The organism is Angustibacter speluncae (genome assembly GCF_054777815.1).
In genome coordinates, this window is sequence record NZ_BAAHAF010000112.1 from 1 (window position 1) to 18,827 (window position 18,827).

General features: G+C 73.6%; 14 protein-coding genes and 1 pseudogene. 9 read left to right on the top strand and 6 right to left on the bottom strand.

The window, feature by feature from the left end; all coding sequences use genetic code 11:
• Both ACYVKY_RS13635 and ACYVKY_RS13640 read right to left on the bottom strand, forming a co-directional pair.
• Positions 1 to 663: pseudogene (locus tag ACYVKY_RS13635) on the bottom strand (hypothetical protein); the annotation flags it as partial.
• Positions 660 to 1,394, bottom strand: coding sequence for a class I SAM-dependent methyltransferase (locus ACYVKY_RS13640; protein ID WP_460435535.1), 735 nt, complete (start codon positions 1,392 to 1,394; stop codon positions 660 to 662). The gene ACYVKY_RS13640 and the pseudogene ACYVKY_RS13635, both read right to left, overlap by 4 nt.
• Positions 1,395 to 1,428: 34 nt before the next feature.
• Here ACYVKY_RS13640 and ACYVKY_RS13645 point away from each other — a divergent pair, with 34 nt between their 5' ends.
• The 3 genes from ACYVKY_RS13645 to ACYVKY_RS13655 are packed head-to-tail and all read left to right on the top strand — an operon-like array spanning position 1,429 to position 4,971.
• Entirely contained in the window at positions 1,429 to 2,601 is a 1,173-nt protein-coding gene (locus tag ACYVKY_RS13645) for a glycosyltransferase family 4 protein (RefSeq protein ID WP_460435536.1), read from the top strand.
• Positions 2,598 to 3,773 (top strand): acyltransferase family protein, encoded by a 1,176-nt coding sequence (locus tag ACYVKY_RS13650; RefSeq protein WP_460435537.1) that lies wholly within the window; start codon positions 2,598 to 2,600, stop codon positions 3,771 to 3,773. The genes ACYVKY_RS13645 and ACYVKY_RS13650 overlap by 4 nt, the downstream gene beginning before the upstream one ends.
• Entirely contained in the window at positions 3,766 to 4,971 is a 1,206-nt protein-coding gene (locus ACYVKY_RS13655) for an acyltransferase family protein (RefSeq protein ID WP_460435538.1), read from the top strand. Before ACYVKY_RS13650 ends, ACYVKY_RS13655 begins: the two co-directional genes overlap by 8 nt.
• Here ACYVKY_RS13655 and ACYVKY_RS13660 read toward each other — a convergent pair.
• Positions 4,895 to 5,767: a 2OG-Fe(II) oxygenase gene (locus tag ACYVKY_RS13660; RefSeq protein ID WP_460435539.1), complete on the bottom strand. Its 873-nt coding sequence runs from the start codon at positions 5,765 to 5,767 to the stop codon at positions 4,895 to 4,897. The two genes, ACYVKY_RS13655 and ACYVKY_RS13660, sit on opposite strands and share 77 nt — an antisense overlap.
• Before the next feature lie 123 nt (positions 5,768 to 5,890).
• Here ACYVKY_RS13660 and ACYVKY_RS13665 point away from each other — a divergent pair, with 123 nt between their 5' ends.
• Together ACYVKY_RS13665 and ACYVKY_RS13670 are read left to right on the top strand one after the other, a co-directional pair.
• Entirely contained in the window at positions 5,891 to 7,348 is a 1,458-nt protein-coding gene (locus tag ACYVKY_RS13665) for a methyltransferase domain-containing protein (protein WP_460435540.1), read from the top strand.
• Positions 7,345 to 9,390, top strand: coding sequence for a hypothetical protein (locus ACYVKY_RS13670; RefSeq protein WP_460435541.1), 2,046 nt, complete (start codon positions 7,345 to 7,347; stop codon positions 9,388 to 9,390). The genes ACYVKY_RS13665 and ACYVKY_RS13670 overlap by 4 nt, the downstream gene beginning before the upstream one ends.
• A gap of 21 nt (positions 9,391 to 9,411) precedes the next feature.
• Here the strand turns inward: ACYVKY_RS13670 and ACYVKY_RS13675 are convergent, their stop codons facing one another.
• The 3 genes from ACYVKY_RS13675 to ACYVKY_RS13685 all read right to left on the bottom strand — a co-directional run bounded on the left by ACYVKY_RS13675 (position 9,412) and on the right by ACYVKY_RS13685 (position 14,355).
• Positions 9,412 to 10,869, bottom strand: coding sequence for an alpha/beta hydrolase family protein (locus ACYVKY_RS13675; protein ID WP_460435542.1), 1,458 nt, complete (start codon positions 10,867 to 10,869; stop codon positions 9,412 to 9,414).
• 82 nt (positions 10,870 to 10,951) lie between these two features.
• Entirely contained in the window at positions 10,952 to 13,690 is a 2,739-nt protein-coding gene (gene polA / locus ACYVKY_RS13680; RefSeq protein WP_460435543.1) for a DNA polymerase I, read from the bottom strand.
• A gap of 50 nt (positions 13,691 to 13,740) precedes the next feature.
• On the bottom strand, positions 13,741 to 14,355 hold the full coding sequence (locus ACYVKY_RS13685) for a GNAT family N-acetyltransferase (RefSeq protein WP_460435544.1): 615 nt from the start codon (positions 14,353 to 14,355) through the stop codon (positions 13,741 to 13,743).
• Between the two features lie 345 nt (positions 14,356 to 14,700).
• Here ACYVKY_RS13685 and ACYVKY_RS13690 point away from each other — a divergent pair, with 345 nt between their 5' ends.
• The 4 genes from ACYVKY_RS13690 to ACYVKY_RS13705 are packed head-to-tail and all read left to right on the top strand — an operon-like array spanning position 14,701 to position 18,826.
• Complete coding sequence (locus ACYVKY_RS13690; protein WP_460435545.1) at positions 14,701 to 16,101, top strand: branched-chain amino acid ABC transporter permease; 1,401 nt, start codon at positions 14,701 to 14,703, stop codon at positions 16,099 to 16,101.
• A 10-nt stretch (positions 16,102 to 16,111) separates the two neighbouring features.
• A complete protein-coding gene (locus ACYVKY_RS13695; protein WP_460435546.1) occupies positions 16,112 to 17,098 on the top strand; it encodes a branched-chain amino acid ABC transporter permease in 987 nt (328 codons plus the stop codon).
• Positions 17,088 to 18,041, top strand: coding sequence for an ABC transporter ATP-binding protein (locus ACYVKY_RS13700; protein ID WP_460435547.1), 954 nt, complete (start codon positions 17,088 to 17,090; stop codon positions 18,039 to 18,041). Before ACYVKY_RS13695 ends, ACYVKY_RS13700 begins: the two co-directional genes overlap by 11 nt.
• Positions 18,041 to 18,826, top strand: a complete 786-nt coding sequence (locus tag ACYVKY_RS13705; protein WP_460435548.1) for an ABC transporter ATP-binding protein — start codon at positions 18,041 to 18,043, stop codon at positions 18,824 to 18,826. The genes ACYVKY_RS13700 and ACYVKY_RS13705 overlap by 1 nt, the downstream gene beginning before the upstream one ends.
• Position 18,827 lies beyond the last annotated feature (1 nt).

Sequence of the window (18,827 nt, forward strand, 5' to 3'; positions counted from 1 at the left end):
GCAGGCAGCACCCGCGAGCCCGCCGCCGGTCGCGGCGGCGGCGGTCCGCGGCCGCACCGCGACGACCGCGGCGACGACCACCAGCAGCAGCAGGGCCAGCACGGTGTTGGCGCCGCCGAGCGAGGCCAGTGCCACCCACCCGCAGACGCGGACGGCGGACGCCCCCGGCCGCTCGGGGTCGGCACCGAGCACCGAGGCCACCGCCCAGGGCAGCACCGCCCAGCCGAGCAGCACCGTCCACTGCCCCAGGACCAGCCGCTCGGCGACGAACGGGTTCCAGGTGGCCGCGACGGCGGCGACGACCTGCGCGGCGGCCGACGTCGCCGCCGACCCCCGCGCGTCCAGCAGCACGGCGACCAGGCGGGCGCACCCGGCGCCGGCACCGACCAGCACCCCGAGCAGCAGCAGCTTCTGCACCAGCGGGGTCGGCAGCAGCAGCGACGCCGCCGCGACGACCGCGTCGCTCGGCACCGCCCGCGGGGCCACGACACCGGCCCCCAGGGCGAAGGGCGTGAACCCGGCGTCCGGCGCCATGACGAGGTCGTAGGAGAGCACCAGACCGGGCGCGAGCGCCGGGCCGAGCAGGACGAGGGCGACCAGCAGGACCGCGGCCACCGCGAGCGGCGCGGGCCGGCCGCGCAGCGCCCAGGGCGTCGTGCTCACCGCTTGCGCAGCACGAGCAGCAGGTTCCAGGTGAGCAGCTCGCGCAGCCCCGGCAGCCGCACCACCCAGTGCGCCCACCAGGGGTGGTAGCGGGGGAAGGCCGCGAGCACCTCCGCGTGCGGCTGGCGGGCGGCCCAGCTCAGGCCCTCCGAGGCGGTCATCGCGAACATCGTCGTGCCGAAGGCGTTCTTCGGCGGGTGCCCGTGGCGGCGCTCGTACCGGCGCCGGGCCCGGTGCCCGCCCAGGTAGTGCCAGGGAGAGGTCTCGTGGCCGCCGTTGACGCTGAGCCACATCGGGTACGACAGCAGGAGCGTCCCACCGGGGCGCACCACCCGCAGCAGCTCGTCGGCCAGGTCGAACGGCCGTGGCACGTGCTCGGCGACGTTCGAGCAGTAGACGACGTCCCAGCTGCCGTCGGCGAACGGCAGCCGGGTGCCGTCGGCGAGCAGCGTCCGCGGGGCGGCGACGCCGCCGTGCGCGACGAGCTCGCCGGCGTCGGCCTCGACGGCGACGTAGCGCGCGCCGCGGCCGGTGAACGCGTCGTGGAAGAACCCGGGCCCGCCACCGACGTCGAGGACGCCCGCGCCGGCGAGGTCGACCCACCGCGCGACCTGCTGCACCGAGTCGTCGGCGAGCGCCCGGTAGAACCGCGCGCCGTCGGTCTGCTCGTACCGGAACTCGCCCAGCAGGTGCAGCGAGCGACGCAGCGTCGCGGCTGCTCGATCCGGCATCCGGGGAGCCTAACCGGCCGGTAACCTCGTGCCCGTGACCGCCGCCGCGGCCACCCCCCTGCGGGTGGTCCTCCTCAACTGGCGCGACCTGCGCCACCCGGAGGGGGGCGGCAGCGAGCGCTACGCCCAGACCGTCGCCGCGGGTCTGGTCGCGCGCGGGCACGACGTCACCTTCTGGTGCGCCGACCACGGCCGCGCGCCGCGCGACGAGGTCGTCGACGGCGTCCGCTACGTGCGGCGAGGCACCCGCGCGACCGTCTACCCGCGGGCGCTGGCGGCGCTCCTGACCGGACGGCTGGGTCGTCCCGACGTCGTGGTCGACGTGAGCAACGGCGTCCCGTTCTTCTCGCCGCTGGTGCGCCGCGGGCCGGTCGTCGGCGTCGTGCACCACGTGCACCGCGAGCAGTGGCCGGTCGTGATGCCCGGCCCGGTCGCGCGGGCCGGCTGGTTCCTGGAGTCGGTCGTGGCGCCGCGGGTGTACCGCCGCCGTCCCGTCGTCGCGGTCAGCTGGACGACCCGGCGGGAGCTCGTCGAGCTCGGGTACGACGAGTCGGTCACGGTGGTGCACAACGGCACCGACGCGCCGCCGACCGCACCGTCGGGCGGCCGGGCCGAGGCGCCCACGCTCTGCGTCCTCGGGCGGATCGTGCCGCACAAGCGCGTCGACCACGCGCTCGAGGCGGTGCGCCGGCTGCGGGCGCGGCACCCGGGGCTCCGCCTCCTCGTCGTCGGCACCGGCTGGGACGAGGAGCGCGTGCAGGAGCGCGCGCGCGAGCTCGGGGTCGACGACGCCGTGCGCTTCACCGGGTTCGTCGACGAGGCCACCAAGCACGAGCTGCTGGCGTCGACCTGGGTGCACCTGTGCCCCTCGCTCAAGGAGGGCTGGGGGCTGTCGGTGATGGAGGCGGCGTGGCACGGCGTGCCGACGGTCGCGTACCAGGACGCCGGCGGCCTGTCCGAGTCCGTCGTCGACGGCCGCACCGGCAGCCTGGTCGACGGGCTCGACGCCTTCGTCGCCGAGACCGACCGGCTGCTCGGCGACACCGCCGAGCGGGAGCGGATGGCGGACGCCGCCCGCCGCCACGCGCGCGACTACACCTGGGAGCACACCGTCGACGCCTTCGAGCGGGTGCTGCGCGACGCGGTGGCCGACGGGCAGGGGGCGGCGTCGACCGTCCGCGCCGGGACGCGCCAGCCGGCGTCGTGAGCGGCGAGCGGGCCGACCACGCGCCCACCGAGGCCGTCGTGGCGCCGTCGTCCCGGCCGCGCGTGCACAGCCTCGACGGCGTGCGCGGCATCGCGATCGTCCTGGTGGTGCTCGGGCACGGCTGGATCGTGTGGCCGATGGAGGGCATCGACACCGTCCCGCTCGTGCGAGGCCTGTTCCACGGCGGCACCGTCGTGGTGTTCTTCGTCATCGGCGGGTTCGTGGTGACCAGCGGGCTGCTGCGCGAGCACGCCGAGCAGCGGCTCGACGCCGTGCGCTTCTACCTGCGGCGCCTCGTGCGCATCGGGGTCCAGCTCGTCCCCCTCGCGGTCGTCGTCGTGGCGCTGGCCCAGCTCGACCCCACCGACCCGGCCGACGGCAGCTCGACCCGGCGGAGCCTGCTCGCGGTGCTGACCTTCACCTGGAACAGCTGGTTCATCGACAACGCGCTGGTGGCGCGGGCCGACCTGGGGCACCTGTGGTACCTCAGCGTGCAGCAGCAGGTGTACCTCGTCCTGCCGCTGCTGGTCGTGCTGCTCGCCCGCCGCCGCGCCCTGCTGGTCGCCGTCCCGCTCGTCGCCGCGGCCGCGGTCGTCGTGCACCGCACGCGGCTGCTCGACGACGGGGCCTGGGTCGAGGCCTCCCTCGCGACGACGGCACGCGCGGACGGGCTCCTGGTCGGCGTGGCGGTGGCGGCGCTGCTCGGCACCCGCCTGGTCACGTCCCGGTCGGCCCCGGTGGTCGCGGTCGCGAGCGGCGCCGCGCTCGTCGTGCTCGTGCTGCTGTCCTACGAGCTCGGCGACTTCGCGCCGCTGCGGTGGTGGGGCCTCGCGGTCACCGTCGCGGCGGCGGGGCTGGTGCTGGCCCTCACCCGGCTCGACGCCGACCACCTCGTCGCCCGCGTGCTGTCGGTCCGCTGGCTCACCTGGACCGGCCGCGCCTCGCTCGCCATCTACATGTGGCACTACCTGGTCTTCTACGTCGTCAGCCGCCACACCACGACCTGGCACTGGGGCGCGCGGACCGCGCTGGCGCTGGGCGTGGTCGCGCTGGTCGCGGTGCTCGCGCAGCGGTTCGTCGAGGAACCCACCCGCCGCTGGCTCGCCACCTCGTCCGCGTTCCGTGCCCAGCAGCCCCGCCCGCTGGTCGAGCAGGGTGCGGCCCGTGGCTGAGCACCGGACCCCGCGGCACCGACCCGCACCGGCGACCGCGCGCACCGGGGTGCTCGACGGCCTGCGCGGCGTCGCCGTCACGCTGGTGGTGCTGTCGCACGCGTGGGTGCTGCACCCCTTCGACCGCCTCGACGAGATCGACCCCCTCGACAGCCTGTTCCGCTCCGGCAGCGTCGCCGTCACGATCTTCCTGGTCGTGAGCGGGTTCCTCGTCACCAGGAGCATGCTCGACGCCCGGCGCTCGCACGGTGCCGGCGCACCCTTCGGCGCCCTGCTCCGACGCGTGGTCCGCATCGGCGCGCAGGTCGCCCTGCTGCTCGTGACCCTGCTGGTGGTGAAGCAGGTCGACCGCACCGACCCGGCGTCGCAGGAGGTCACCTGGGACGGGCTCGTCCGCGGCGTGACGTTCACGCTGAACACCTACATGCGCGACAACGCCCTGTCGGCGCGGGCCGACATCGGGCACCTGTGGTACCTCAGCGTCGAGATGCAGTTCTTCGTCGTCGCGGCCGTGGTGGTCGCGCTCTGGGCGAGCAGGACCCGGCAGCTGGTGGTCGCGCTGGTGGTGCTCGTCCTGCTCGTCACCTGGTGGCGGTGGCACGTGTACGACGTCGAGGGCTGGTACAGCGCCGCCCTGCGCACCACGACCCGGGTCGACGGCCTGCTCTACGGGGCGCTGGCCGCGCTCGTCGCCGACCGCGTCGCCCGCCGGCGTACCGACTTCTCGGCCCTGCTCAGCGCGAGCGCGCTCGTGGTGCTCGGCGTGGTGGCCAGCACCGCCCGGCTCGACATCGAGGCCTACTTCAAGGTGCAGGGCGTCGTCCTGGCGGTCGCGACGACGCTGCTCGTCCTGGCGTCCCAGCACACCGACGGCTCCTCGCTGGTCGAGCGAGCGCTCGGGTGGGCTCCCCTGCGCCGACTCGGCGTCGCGTCGCTGACCGTCTACGTGTGGCACCTGCCGCTGTTCTGGCTGGTCTCGCGGCACACCCCCGACTGGAGCGCGCCGGCGCGCGCCGTCGTCGGCGGGATCGCGCTGGTGGTGCTCGTCGTGGTGCTCGAGCGGCTCGTCGAGGGCCCCGTGCGCCGGTGGTCGAGCCGGCTCGGACGCCCCGCGCGGCCGGTCAGCGGCGCCGCAGCCGGCGCAGACCCTCCAGCAGCCGGTACGCCCGCTCGTCCGACAGGCCCAGACGGCGCTTGACGCGGTCGTACAGGTCGACCGCCGTGCGGTCGGCGGCGATGGCGGCCGCCTTGGTGCGGGCGTCCTCGGGCCGGGCCCGGTAGTGGGTCGAGCGGCGCACGGCGCCGTCGTCCTGGGTGAAGTAGTAGAGCGCCATCGAGCAGCGCGCCCGGTCGGGCGGGCAGGTCAGCGGGTCGGGGTGGCCGTGGTAGCTCTCGGAGCTGGTCGTGAACACCAGCATCCGGTTGCCCTTCGGCGCGACCTTCGCCTGCGCCGCCGTCATGTCGACGTCCCACAGCTCGAGCTCGCCGCCCCAGTCCTCGCCCCACTCGCGGTTGAGGTACAGCAGGATGTTGACCCGCCGGCTCCAGTCCTCGTGGCCGTGGTGGGTCGAGAAGTCGGTGTGGACGTTCAGGTGGCCGCCGCGCAGCGTCTGGTGCAGGCCGCCGCCGTCCATGGTCCAGTCCGGCATCAGGCCCTCGATGCCGGTGAGCCGCTCGAGGTAGGCCACGAACTCCGGCGAGCAGAGCTCGCGCGCGACCGCCTGCAGCGACTCGGCCCAGGTGTCCGGCTCGGTGTTGCCGTACTTGGTCTCGTTGACGTGCAGGTAGCCCTTCCAGAACGGGTCGCGGATGGGCGGGAAGTCGGCGCTGGCCGCCGCGAACGCCTCCGGCGTCAGCACGTCGTCGAGCACGACGTGCGGGTACGGGTGGGCGGAGCGGTAGGCCGCAGCGGTCTGCGGCAGCTCGGACTCCAGCGTCGCGAGGTCGACCAGGGACAGGACCCCGGGCACCGGGAGCGCGGGCGGCTGCGTCATGCCGAGGAGTATGCAGCAATCCCTCCCGTCGACCCTACTGACCAGTAGACTTCCCCGAGGACGCCCGCCGAGGTGCGTCCGAACGGGCGCCCGGGGGCGCCGGACCGAAGGAGGGGGGCCGAGGTGGTGGACCTCGACCGCCGCGCGACGAGCGGCACCGGCGCGGTGCGCACCGGCGTCCTCGTGGTCGCCTACAACGCCGCGACCACCCTGCGCGAGACGCTCGACCGGCTGCCGGAGGGCTTCCGCCGCACCGTCGACCACGTGCTGGTCAGCGACGACGCCAGCCACGACGAGACCTACGAGGTCGCGCTGCGCTACCAGTCCGGGTCGGTGCTGCCGCTCACCGTGGTCAAGCACGCCGCCAACCTCAAGTACGGCGGCAACCAGAAGTTCGGCTACCAGTGGGCGATGGAGCGCGGCCTCGACGTCGTCGTGCTGCTGCACGGCGACGCCCAGTACGCCCCCGAGGTGATCGAGTCGGTCGTCGCGCCGGTCGCGTCCGGCGAGGCCGACATGGTGATGGGGTCGCGGATGATGACGCCGGGGTCGGCGCTGCGCGGCGGCATGCCGGTCTACAAGTACGTCGGCAACCGCGTGCTCACGGCGTTCCAGAACTCGCTGACCGGCGCGGGGCTGTCGGAGTGGCACAGCGGGTACCGCGCGTACCGGGTCGACGCCCTCGCCGACCTCGGCTTCGCCGACTACTCCGACGACTACGACTTCGACACCGAGATCATCCTCGGCATGCTGGAAGCCGGGAAGCGCATCGTCGAGGTCCCGATCCCCACCTACTACGGCGACGAGGTCTGCTACGTGAACGGCATGCGGTACGCCAAGGACGTCGCGATCGACACCGTGCGGCACCGCGCCCGGGCGATCGGGTTCGGCCAGGGCGCCGCCGACGGCACCGCCTACGAGCTCAAGCCGTCGCCGCACTCCTCGCACGGCCGGCTGCTCGCCTGGCTGGCGACCTACCCGGCGAGCCGCGTGCTCGACGTCGGGTGCTCCGACGGCCGCTTCGGCGAGCTCGTGCGGGCGCAGGGCCACCACGTCACCGGGGTCGACGTCGTCAAGCACGAGGGCGTGGGCGAGCGGCTCGACGACTTCGTGGAGGCCGACCTCGAGCGCGGGCTGCCCGCCGACGTCGGCACCGACAGCGACGTCGTGGTCGCGGCCGACGTCCTCGAGCACGTCGTCGACCCCGAGCGCCTGCTGCGCGAGCTGACCGACCGGCTGGCGCCGGGCGGCACGATCCTGGTGAGCGTCCCGAACTTCGGGCACTGGTACCCGCGCGGCCGCACGGCCCTCGGCCGGTTCGACTACGACAGCCGCGGCCCCCTCGACGAGGGCCACGTGCGCTTCTTCACCCGCCGCAGCTTCGCGCGCCTGGTGGCGCGCAGCGGCCTCAAGGTGGTGGCCCACGACGTCGTCGGCTCCCCCGTCGACGTCCTCGAGCGCGGCGGCGCCGGACGGCTGTCCGCCCTCGGCCGGCGCGTCGGGGCGGTCGACCGCGCCGCGACGCGGGCGTGGCCGACGATGTTCGGCTACCAGTTCCTCTACAAGCTCGCCCGGGCTTGACCGGCGCGGCACCCGCAGGCCGCACCGCGAGGGTCGCCACGGCCGCCGGCCTCGTCGCCGGCGTCCTGCCGTTCCTCGCCGTGCTGCTGTCGGGCACCGACCTGCTCCGCACGGCCCACCGCTTCCGGTACGGGTCGAACTTCTTCGACACCCAGGCCCGCGCCCTGATGGACGGCCACCTCTGGGTCCCCGAGGGCTCGCTCGGCATCGAGGGCTTCGAGGTCGGCGGGCGCACCTACATGTACTTCCCGCCGTTCCCGGCGCTGCTGCGCATCCCCGTCTTCCTGGTGACCGACGAGTTCGACGGCCGCCTCAGCCTGCTGTCGATGGCGCTGGCGTTCGGGGTGTTCTGCTTCGTCGCCGCCCGGCTCCTGTGGCTGGTCCGGTGGTGCCTGCGCGGCGAGGAGCCCGTGGGTCGCGTCGAGGCCGTGGCCGTCGCCGGCTTCCTCGCAGCCGCGACCGGCGGCACGGTGCTGACCTTCGACGCCGCACTGCCGTGGGTCTACCACGAGGTCTACCTCTGGTCGTGCGCGCTCGTGCTGAGCTGCGCCTACCTGCTGGTCCGGCTCGTGCTCGAGCCCGCACCCGCCCGGGCCGGGTGGCTCGCGGCCGTGCTGGCCGCCACGGCCCTCACCCGCACCACCGGCGGCTGGGCCATGTGCCTCGTCGCCGTCGTCGCCGGGGTGTGGCTCTGGACCTCCCGCGGCGACGCCGCGCGCCGCCGCACCGGTCCGTGGCTGGCGGGTCTGGCGGTGCTCGCCCTGGGGGTGGGCGTCGCCGTGAACATGGCGAAGTTCGGCCACCCGTACCTGTTCCCGCTCGAGGACCAGGTGTGGACCGGGCTGAACGCACGGCGCCGCGAGGCGCTCGAGGTGAACGGCGGCACCATCACCGGACCCCAGTTCTTCCTCAGCTCGCTGCAGGCCTACTTCCGTCCCGACGGCATCCGGTTCGTCGACCACCTGCCGTTCGTCACGCTGCCCGCCGAGCCGGCCGAGGGGGTCGGCGGGGCGTTCGTCGACCAGTCCTACCGGACGGGCAGCGTCACCTCGTTCATGACCCTGCTGCTGCTGCTCAGCCTGGCGAGCCTGCCGGTCGTGCTGGCGCGCGGACGGCGCACGCACGTGTCGGCGCTCCGGCTCCCGCTGCTCGGCACCGTCCTGGTCACCGGCGGCGTGATGGCGTACGGCTACCTGACCTACCGCTACACCAGCGAGTTCGTCCCGGCGCTCGTGCTCGGCGGCGCGATCGGTCTGGTCGGGCTGTGCCGCACGCTGCGCGGTGTCGGTGCCCTCCGTCGCGCCGGGCGGGTCGCGCTGGCCGCGACCGTCGTCGCGCTGGCGGTCGTCGCGACGGCGTCCCAGGTCGCGACGGGCAGCCAGGCCCTGGCCCAGACCTGGCGGGGCGACCGGTTGGTCGACTTCCTGACGCTGCAGCACCGCCTCGGGGGCGGGCCGGACGGCCCCGTCGTGGGGCTGGTCAGCCGGTCCGACGAGCTGCCGTCCGGCGGGCACGCCGACGACCTGCACGTCCGCGGCGACTGCGAGGCGCTCTACCTGCACACCGGCGACCGCTACGAGCCGTGGGTGCTCGTCGAGGAGCGCGACGTCGTGGTGACCGTGCACGCGCTCGAGTCCGGCCAGCTCCCGGGCACGGCGCGGCTGTACGACCTCGCCGGGGTCGAGCAGCGGTACGTCGGCCTGGAGAACTACCAGGGCCTGGCCCGGCTGGTGATCGACGACCCGTTCCAGGACTTCTACGGCCCCTGGTTCGAGCTGCCCGCCGGCTCGTCCGTCGAGGTGCGGGCGCACGCCCGTTCCGACACCGGGCAGTTCGAGCTCACCGCCGGCGGCACGCTGCTGCAGGCGCCGGTCGCCGAGTGGACCTCGGACTGGTCGACCGCGAGCCCGGTGCTGCTGACGCACACCGTCGGCCGCGACCGCACGCTCGACGACCTCGGGCTACGCCTCGACGTGCGCCCCGGTCCGCGACCGGCGCTGTGCAGCGCGCTGCTCGCCGACCTGGAGCAGGCCGGCGGCTGACCGACCCGTCCGGGCGGCGCGTCAGTCCTCGAGCGTGGCGGGCCAGGGGCCGGGCTTGTAGTTGGGCTCGATGCCGTTCTCGCCGCCCATCGCCGACTCGACCGCGCCGGTCGCGGGGTACAGGCCCTCGCGGGCCCAGCGGTCGAGCAGGGTGATCACGCCGAGCCGCTCGTCCGGGCTGAAGTTGCAGTGCCCGGCGCCGTACGGCGCGCCGTCCTCCTCGCTGTAGGTGGCGGGTGCCGACGAGTACAGCTGGACGACGTCGGAGGTGCGGTCGGGGTTGGCGGCCGCGCGCTCGGCGAACACCGTCTCGTTCTGCACCAGCACCAGCGGGTCGGCGGTGGTGTGCAGCGTGATCGTCGGGTCCTGCACCGCACCGGTCGGCGTGCCGCTGTCGGCGAAGGACTGCCGGGCGGCGGCGTCGGCCTCGAGCCGCTCCCCCGCCTCCAGCTCGGCCAGCAGCCGGTCGGTGGTGCCCTCGCCGCCGACGGTGTCGATCAGACCGCGCTCGGCGTCGTCGACCCGCTCGGCGTAGTCGACCCCGACGTTGGTCGAGGGGTTGCCGCTGAACCGCTGCTCGATCTCGTAGCGGCCGTAGGTCGAGTAGCCGAGCGCGGTGAGCGCGGCCTCGGCGCGGGCCCGCACCTGCGACTCGACCGTGCTGCCGTCGTAGGTCGCCGTCTTCGTCGGGGCGTCGGTGAGCGCCGCGACCATCAGGATGCGCGGCACGCCGTTCGCGGTGTCGCCCCCCGCCGCGACCACGGCGTCGAAGCCGAGCTGCCAGCTGGCGACGGCGTCGTCGAAGTCGGAGTAGCCGGTGAGCTCGAGCTCGGGGGCCAGCAGCGTCTTCGTCGCGTACGACACGTCGAGCGCGAGGTCGAGGTTCGCCACCGGGCCGGCCAGCACGCCGCACAGCGGCGCGGCCGCCGTGACCCAGTCGGGGTTGCGCTCGGCCAGCACCTGCGTCACGAGACCACCGAGGCTGTCGCCCCACACGTAGGTGCGGTCGGGGTCGCCCACGGTCTCGACGAAGTGCTCGTGCAGCGCCTCGCCGGCGGCCACGCCGTCCGCGACCGCCCAGCCGTTCGAGGCGTACGCCGACCCGGCGAGCGCGTAGCCCTCGGCGAGCAGGGCCTCGGCGGCGCGCTCGTCGCCGGAGGAGTACCCGGGCGCGGGGTCGGGGTCGGTGTTCACGGGCTCGAAGTCCGGCGGCGCGGCCTCGGCCTGGCGGTACCCGTGGCTGTACAGCAGCAGCGTCCCGTTCCACGAGTCCGGCATCAGGATCTCGAAGGCGGCACCGTCGATCTCGCCGGAGCACTGGTCGGCGCACGCGGTGAAGGCGACGTCGGTGCGCGTCGTCCGTTCGCGCTCGGTGCGGCTCGCGCCGTCCCCGCCGTCGTCACCACCGCAGGCGGCGAGCAGGAGCAGCGACGCGGCGCCGGCCGCGACGAACGGGACCGACCTGGCAGCGCTGCGCATGGCCGGAGTCTGGCACGCGCTCCCGCCCGGACGAGGCCGAACACGCCAGGTCGTTACCGACCGGTAGCCGGACGTGCGGACGTCAGTGCGCGGCGTCGTCCCAGCTGCGCCCGGACCCGACCGACACCTCGAGGTCGACCGCGAGGTCGGCGGCCCCCGCCATCTGCGCGCGGACGACCTCCTCGAGCTGCTCCCGCTCGCCGTCGGCCACCTCGAGGACGAGCTCGTCGTGCACCTGCAGCAGCATCCGCGACCGCATCCGCCGGTCGCGCAGCTCGCGTTCGACGCCGAGCATCGCGACCTTGATGACGTCGGCGGCCGAGCCCTGGATCGGCGCGTTCAGGGCCATCCGCTCGGCCATCTCGCGGCGCTGGCGGTTGTCGCTGGTGAGGTCGGGCAGGTAGCGGCGGCGTCCGAAGATGGTCGAGGTGTACTCGTCGCGCCGCGCCTGGTCGACGACGCCGCGCAGGTAGTCGCGCACGCCGCCGAAGCGCTCGAAGTACTCGTCCATCAGCTCCTTGGCCTCGCCCGTGCTGATCGTCAGCTGGCGGGAGAGCCCGAACGCGCTGAGGCCGTAGGCGAGCCCGTACGACATCGCCTTGATCTTCGAGCGCATCGCCGGGGTCACCTCCTCCGGCGGGACGCCGAACACCCGCGACCCGACGAACCGGTGCAGGTCCTCGCCGGAGCGGAACGCCTCGATGAGCCCCTCGTCCTTCGACAGGTGCGCCATGATCCGCATCTCGATCTGGCTGTAGTCGGCGGTCAGCAGCGACTCGTAGCCGTCGCCCACGACGAAGACCTCGCGGATGCGGCGTCCGGCGTCGGTGCGGATCGGGATGTTCTGCAGGTTCGGCTCGGTGCTCGACAGCCGGCCGGTGGCCGCGACGATCTGGCTGTACGTGGTGTGGATGCGGCCGTCCGGCGCCACCGACTTGATCAACCCCTCGACCGTCTGCCGCAGCCGGATCACGTCGCGGTGGGCGAGCAGGTGCCGCAGGAACGGGTGCTCGGTCTTCACGTACAGGTCGTTCAGCGAGTCGGCGTCGGTGGTGTACCCCGACTTGATCCGCTTCGTCTTCGGCATCTGCAGCTGGTCGAAGAGCACCTCCTGCAGCTGCTTCGGCGACCCCAGGTTCACCTCGCGCCCGATGGCGGCGTAGGCCTCCTGGGCCTCCTTCGCGACGCCGGCGTCGAAGGTCGAGGCCAGCTCGTCGAGCAGGTCGCGGTCGACCCCGACGCCGGTGGCCTCCATCTCGCGCAGCACCTCGACCAGCGGCAGCTCCATGTCGCGAAGCAGCGCGTCGCCGCCGCGACCGGCCAGCTCGGACGCCAGCACCTCGGACAGCTCCATCACGGCCGCGGCGCGCACCACCGCGGGCTCGGAGTCGTCGGGTGCGGCGTCCTCGCCGGCCGGCTGCAGCTCGGCGTCGAGGGTGAGCTGCGCCTGGTCGTCGTCGCCCGCGGCCTCGGCGCCCGCCTCGGCGCTCGCGCCGGTGTCGAGCCGCAGCTCGCGGTGCAGGTGCCGCACGGCCAGGTCGGCGAGGTCGTAGGTGCGCTGGTCGGGCCGCGACAGGTAGGCCGACAGCGCCGTGTCGCCGGCCAGACCTGCCAGTGGCAGGCCCGCGCCCAGCAGGGCGTGCATCGCCGGCTTGGCGTCGTGCAGGTACTTCGGGCGGTCGGGATCGGCGAGCCACTCCCCCAGCGCGTCGCGCGCCGGCCCGTCGAGGCCGTCGTCGCGCAGGTCGAACCACGCGCTGGCCCCGGCCGGGGTGCGCACCGCGACGCCGGTGGCCTGCCCGCCGACGCCGAGCGGGCCCGACACCGCGAGCGCGCCGCCGTCGGCGCCGTGCTGCTCGAGCCAGGCCGCCACCTGCTCGCCCTCGGGACGGTCGACCTCGAGCTCGAAGCCGCCCTCGGCCTCCGGCTCGGGCGCCGAGAGGTACTCGAACAGCCGGTCGCGCAGCACCCTGAACTCGAGCCCGTCGAAGACGCGGTGCACCTCCTCGCGGTCCCACGACTGCGCCTTGAGGTCGTCGACGGTGACCGGCAGGTCGAGGTCGTCGACCAGGCCGTTCAGCCGCCGGTTGCGCAGCACGCCGTCGAGGTGCTCGCGCAGGTTCTCGCCGGCCTTGCCCTTGATCTGGTCGACCACGGCGACGACGCCGTCGAGGTCGCCGTACGTGGTGATCCACTTGGCGGCGGTCTTCGGGCCGACGCCGGGCACGCCCGGCAGGTTGTCGCTGGTCTCGCCCACCAGGGCGGCGAGGTCGGGGTACAGCCGCGGCGGGACGCCGTACTTCTCCTCGACCTTGGCCGGGGTCATCCGGATCAGCTCGGAGACTCCGCGCACCGGGTACAGCAGCGTGGTGGTCTCGGACACCAGCTGGAAGGCGTCGCGGTCGCCGGAGGAGATGACGACCTCCATGCCCTGCTCGCGGCCCTGCCGGGTCAGGGTGGCGATGACGTCGTCGGCCTCGTAGCCCTCCTTCTCGACGACGACGATGCGCAGCGCGGCGAGCACCTCCTTCACCAGGTCGACCTGGCCGCGGAACTCCTCGCGGGTGGTGGCGCGGTTCGCCTTGTACTCCGCGTACTGCTCGCTGCGGAACGTCTGGCGCGACACGTCGAAGGTGACCGCGACGTGCGTCGGCGCCTCGTCGCGCAGGACGTTGATGAGCATGGAGGTGAAGCCGAACACCGCGTTCGTCGGCTGCCCGGTGCGGGTGGCGAAGTTCTCGACCGGCAGGGCGAAGAAGGCCCGGTACGCCAGCGAGTGGCCGTCGACGAGCAGGAGCCGGGAGGCGGGGGCGTCGGTCACCGTCCCACCCTAGGACGCGGGACCGACAGGCTCCCGCGGACCAGGGCTCCTCAGACCAGGGCGTCGGTGCGGCGCCCGTGCCGCAGCTCGCGGCGTCGCCGGGCGAGCACCTGCTCGAGGCCGGTGCGGCGCCGCGCACCCCCCTCGGACCCGAGCCGGCGCAGCAGGTTCTGCACGCTCACCGCGCGCTGCGCCGTCAGCGGGGCGAAGCCGAGCCGCGCCAGGAAGCGGTGCGCCTCGCGCCAGGTGGGCGGCAGCGTGCACACGACCTCGTCGAGGCCGGACTGCTCGGCGGTGGCGGCGGCCTGGCGCAGCAGCGCGCGGGCAACGCCCCGGCGCCGGTGCTCGGGGTGCACCCAGAGCTGCTCGACGTGGACGGCCTCGTGACCGGTGAGCGGGAGCAGCTCGCCGCGGCGCAGCACCAGGACGCCGACGGGCTCGCTGCCCGGGCGGTCGTGGGCCAGCAGCACCTGCACGTCCTCGCGGCGCAGCAGCGCCTCGAGGCGGGACCGGTCGACCACGAACCCCGAGCGCGGCGGCTCGCCCGCGCGCTGGTGGTCGCGCTGGTGGTCGGGGTCGTCGTCGCGGGCCCGGGTCACGAGCACCAGCAACGACGTCAGGTCCCCCGGCTGCGCCCCCCGCACGGTGACGGCCGCACGTCCCACGCTCGTCCCTCCCGGGCTCCAGGTCGGTCGCACCACGTCGCCGACGACCCGCCGACTCTGCCGCAGCGGCCACCCCCGAGGGAACCGCCTTGGACCACTCGGGTGAATGGTGCCATCCACCCGGTCCACCCGGTCTACCGGCCGGTAGCCGGAGCGTGGGCGGGGCCGTCCGGGGGACGCAGGTCTCGGGCGGGTCACGACCTCGGCCAGGACCCCGCGCCCGAGGTCCCCGGTGCGACAGACTGCCTGGGCTAGAGTCCTCCCCGCTCCACCCGCGCACGACCCCCTGACTCCCCTCGCCAGACCCCCGCCACCCGCGACGGGTCCGACCCTGGAGGTGCCCCCGTGCCCACAGGCGCATCCGCCTGGCCCGCGCGCCGGGTGGCAGCCGTGCTGATCGGCCTCGTCCTGGCCGCGTTCGCCGTGCTGCTGCCCGCCGTGCAGGTCTCCGCCGCGACGACGGCCACCACGCCGCCGGCCGGTGGCGAGACGTCCGCACCGCCGACCGAGGGCGACCCCGCCGCGAGCGCGCCCGCGTCCCCGGAGAACATCCGGGTCCGGGTGATCCTCAACCGCGAGGGCGTCCCGGACGTCGGCTTCACGGTGTCGCAGGGCGGCAGCGAGATCGGCACGGGCACCACCGACGCCGACGGCCAGGCGGTCGTCCCCGTCCCCGGCCCGGGCACCTACTCGGTCGAGGTCGACACCGAGACCCTGCCCGAGGGCGTGAGCCTGCAGAACGAGGACCGCAACCCGGCGGACGCCGTGGTGAACCCGGCGCAGACCAAGCCGATCGCGTTCCCGCTCGTCGACGGCGACGCGCCGGCCCCGCCGACCGCCGGCTCGAGCAGCGGCTTCGGCCTCGACGACGTGCCGCAGCTGATCGCGAACGGCCTGCGCTTCGGCCTGATCCTCGCGCTCGCCGCGATCGGCCTGTCGGTCATCTTCGGCACCACCGGCCTCACCAACTTCGCCCACGGCGAGCTGATGACGTTCGGCGCGCTGATCGGGTACCTGTTCAACGTCACGATCGGCCTGCCCTTCGAGATCGCCGCGGTGCTCGCGGTCGTCCTCGGCGGTGCGTTCGGCTACCTGAACGACAAGCTGCTCTGGGAGCCGCTGCGCAAGCGCGGCACCGGCCTGGTCGCGATGATGATCGTCTCGATCGGCCTGGGCCTGCTGCTGCGCTACTTCTTCAGCCTCACCAAGGTGTTCGGCACCCGGTCGCTGTTCTACGACAAGTACCAGGGCCAGGCCGGCATCGACTTCGGCGCCTTCCTGCTGCGTCCGATCGACCTGTTCGCGATGGGCGTCTCGATCGTCGTCCTGCTGCTGGTCGGGTTCGGCCTGCTGCGCACCCGCATCGGCAAGGCGACCCGCGCCGTGGCCGACAACCCCGCCCTCGCGTCCGCGTCCGGCATCGACGTCGACCGCGTGATCAAGGTGGTCTGGATGGTCGGCGGCGCGCTCGCCGCGCTGTCCGGGGTCCTGCTGGCGATGGGCCAGGGCATGAACTTCCTGCTGGGCTTCCAGATCCTGCTGCTGGTGTTCGCCGCGGTCACCCTCGGCGGCCTCGGCACCGCCTTCGGCGCGCTGGTCGGCAGCATCGTGGTGGGCCTGTTCATCGAGCTCAGCACGCTGGTGCTGGCGCCCAGCCTCAAGACCGTCGGAGCCCTGGCCGTGCTGATCCTGGTGCTCCTCATCCGACCGCAGGGCATCCTCGGTCGCCGCGAGCGGATCGGCTGAGGGAGCAGACATGGACTGGGGCAACATCTTCCAGAACGCCGCGACGTCGCTGATCGGCCTCGACACGGTCGTCTTCGCGCTGGCCGCCATCGGCCTGAACGTGCACTTCGGCTACTCGGGCCTGCTGAACTTCGGCCAGGCCGCCTTCGTCGCGGTCGGCGCCTACTCGGTCGGCATCGTCGTCGCCATCTCCGGCCTGCCGCTGTGGCTCGGCCTGCTCGTCGGCATGCTGGCCTCGGTCGTGCTCGCCCTGCTGCTGGGCATCCCGACCCTGCGGCTGCGGGCCGACTACCTGGCCATCGCGACGATCGCCGCGGCCGAGATCCTGCGGCTCATCGTGCGCTCGTCCGAGATGCGCGAGGTCACAGGCGGTTCCAACGGCATCACCGGCTTCGCGGGCGGCTTCTACGAGGCCAACCCGATCCCCCCGGGCACCTACGGCTTCGGTCCGTGGCAGTTCGGGGAGCGCACCACCTGGATCCTGCTGGTGGGCTGGCTCACCGTCGCGATCTGCTGCGTGCTCGTCTTCCTGATGATGCGCTCGCCCTGGGGCCGCGTCCTCAAGGGCATCCGCGAGGACGAGGACGCCGTGCGCAGCCTCGGCAAGAACGTCTACTCGTTCAAGCTGCAGGCGCTCATCATCGGTGGCGTCATCGGCTCGCTCGCCGGCTTCATCTCGGCGCTCGGCAAGGCCGCCGTGCAGCCGGACAACTACTCCACCGAGTTCACGTTCTACGCGTACACCGTGCTGCTGCTCGGCGGCGCCGCCCGCGTGCTCGGTCCCGTGGTCGGGGCGATGATCTTCTGGGCGGTGCTGTCGCTCACCGACACCGTGCTGCGCCAGGCGGTCGGCGAGGGCTACCTGCCGTTCCTGACCACGAACGACCCCGGCCCGGTCCGGTTCATGCTCGTCGGCCTCGCGCTGATGCTGCTCATGATCTTCCGACCACAGGGGATCTTCGGCGACAAGAGGGAGCTCGCGATCAATGCCCGCTGAGATGCGCAAGGGCGGCACCGCCCACGCGACCCGCAAGGACGCCGCCACGGCCGCGTTCACCGGCGTCGCCGCCACGCCGGGCAGCAAGAAGCCCGACCCGATCCTGGTCGCCGACGGCGTCCAGCGCGTGTTCGGCGGCCTCAAGGCCGTCGACGTCGAGCACGTCGAAATCCAGCGCGGTGCCATCACCGCGCTGATCGGGCCCAACGGCGCCGGCAAGACGACGTTCTTCAACCTGCTCACCGGGTTCGACCGGCCGCAGAAGGGGAACTGGCAGTTCAACGGCCGTCCCCTCGCCGGTGTGGCGCCGCACAAGGTGGCGCGCGGCGGCATGGTCCGCACCTTCCAGCTCACCAAGGCGCTCTCGCGCATGACGGTGCTCGAGAACATGCGCCTCGGGGCCACCGGCCAGGGCGGCGAGAACCTGTTCAAGGGGCTCGTCCCCGGGCTGTGGTCCAAGCAGGAGCGGGCCATCACCGACCAGGCGATGGAGCTGCTGGTGCGGTTCAAGCTCGACGCCAAGGCCGGCGACTTCGCCGGCTCGCTGTCCGGCGGCCAGCGCAAGCTGCTCGAGATGGCCCGGGCGCTGATGAGCAAGCCCGAGATGGTCATGCTCGACGAGCCGATGGCGGGCGTGAACCCGGCGCTGACGCAGTCGCTCCTGGGACACGTCAAGGACCTGCGCGAGCAGGGCATGAGCGTGCTGTTCGTCGAGCACGACATGGACATGGTCCGCGACATCTCGGACTGGGTGATCGTGATGGCGCAGGGCACGGTCGTCGCCGAGGGCCGGCCGGACGAGGTGATGGCCGACCCGGCCGTCATCGACGCCTACCTGGGCGGTCACCACGACGCGCCGCTCACCGAGGAGGACGAGCAGCGTCAGCTGGCGGAGGCGGAGAAGGCGCTCGAGGCCGAGCGCGCCGAGGCGGAGGAGCTCTGATGGCAGGCCTGAGCAAGGGCACGGACGCGCCGGTCGACCGGCGCGGGCACGAGCTGGGCGCCCGCAAGGCGCTGCTGCGGGCCGACGAGCTGGTGGCCGGCTACCTGCCGGGCGTCAACATCCTCAACGGGTCCGACCTGTACGTGAACGAGGGCGAGCTCGTCGGCATCATCGGCCCGAACGGCGCCGGCAAGTCGACGCTGCTCAAGGCCCTGTTCGGCCTGGTGCAGATCCGGTCCGGCACGGTCACGCTGCGCGGCCAGGACATCACCGGCCTCAAGGCGAACAAGCTGGTGTCGCAGGGCGTCGGCTTCGTGCCGCAGACGAACAACGTGTTCCCCTCGCTCACGATCGAGGAGAACCTGCAGATGGGCGTCTACCAGAAGCCGTCCAGCTTCAAGAAGCAGTTCGAGTTCGTCGCCGGCCTGTTCCCCGCCCTGGCCGACCGTCGCGCCCAGCGCGCCGGCTCGCTGTCGGGCGGCGAACGGCAGATGGTCGCGATGGGCCGCGCGCTGATGATGGAGCCGTCGGTGCTGCTGCTCGACGAGCCGTCGGCAGGCCTGTCGCCCGCGCTGCAGGACGAGGTGTTCATCCGGACCCGCCAGATCAACCGGGCCGGCGTCTCGGTGATCATGGTCGAGCAGAACGCCCGCCGCTGCCTGCAGATCGTCGACCGCGGCTACGTGCTCGACCAGGGCCGCAACGCCTACACCGGCACCGGCAAGTCGCTCGCGAACGACCCCAAGGTGATCGAGCTCTACCTGGGGACGCTGGCCAAGGCCTGAC

Excerpts from the sequence above, each read along its gene's own strand:
- ACYVKY_RS13675 (WP_460435542.1), bottom strand. The coding sequence starts at position 10,869 with ATGCGCAGCGCTGCCAGGTCGGTCCCGTTCGTCGCGGCCGGCGCCGCG.
- ACYVKY_RS13660 (WP_460435539.1), bottom strand. The coding sequence starts at position 5,767 with ATGACGCAGCCGCCCGCGCTCCCGGTGCCCGGGGTCCTGTCCCTGGTC.
- ACYVKY_RS13700 (WP_460435547.1), top strand. The coding sequence starts at position 17,088 with ATGCCCGCTGAGATGCGCAAGGGCGGCACCGCCCACGCGACCCGCAAG.
- ACYVKY_RS13640 (WP_460435535.1), bottom strand. The coding sequence starts at position 1,394 with ATGCCGGATCGAGCAGCCGCGACGCTGCGTCGCTCGCTGCACCTGCTG.
- ACYVKY_RS13705 (WP_460435548.1), top strand. The coding sequence starts at position 18,041 with ATGGCAGGCCTGAGCAAGGGCACGGACGCGCCGGTCGACCGGCGCGGG.
- ACYVKY_RS13695 (WP_460435546.1), top strand. The coding sequence starts at position 16,112 with ATGGACTGGGGCAACATCTTCCAGAACGCCGCGACGTCGCTGATCGGC.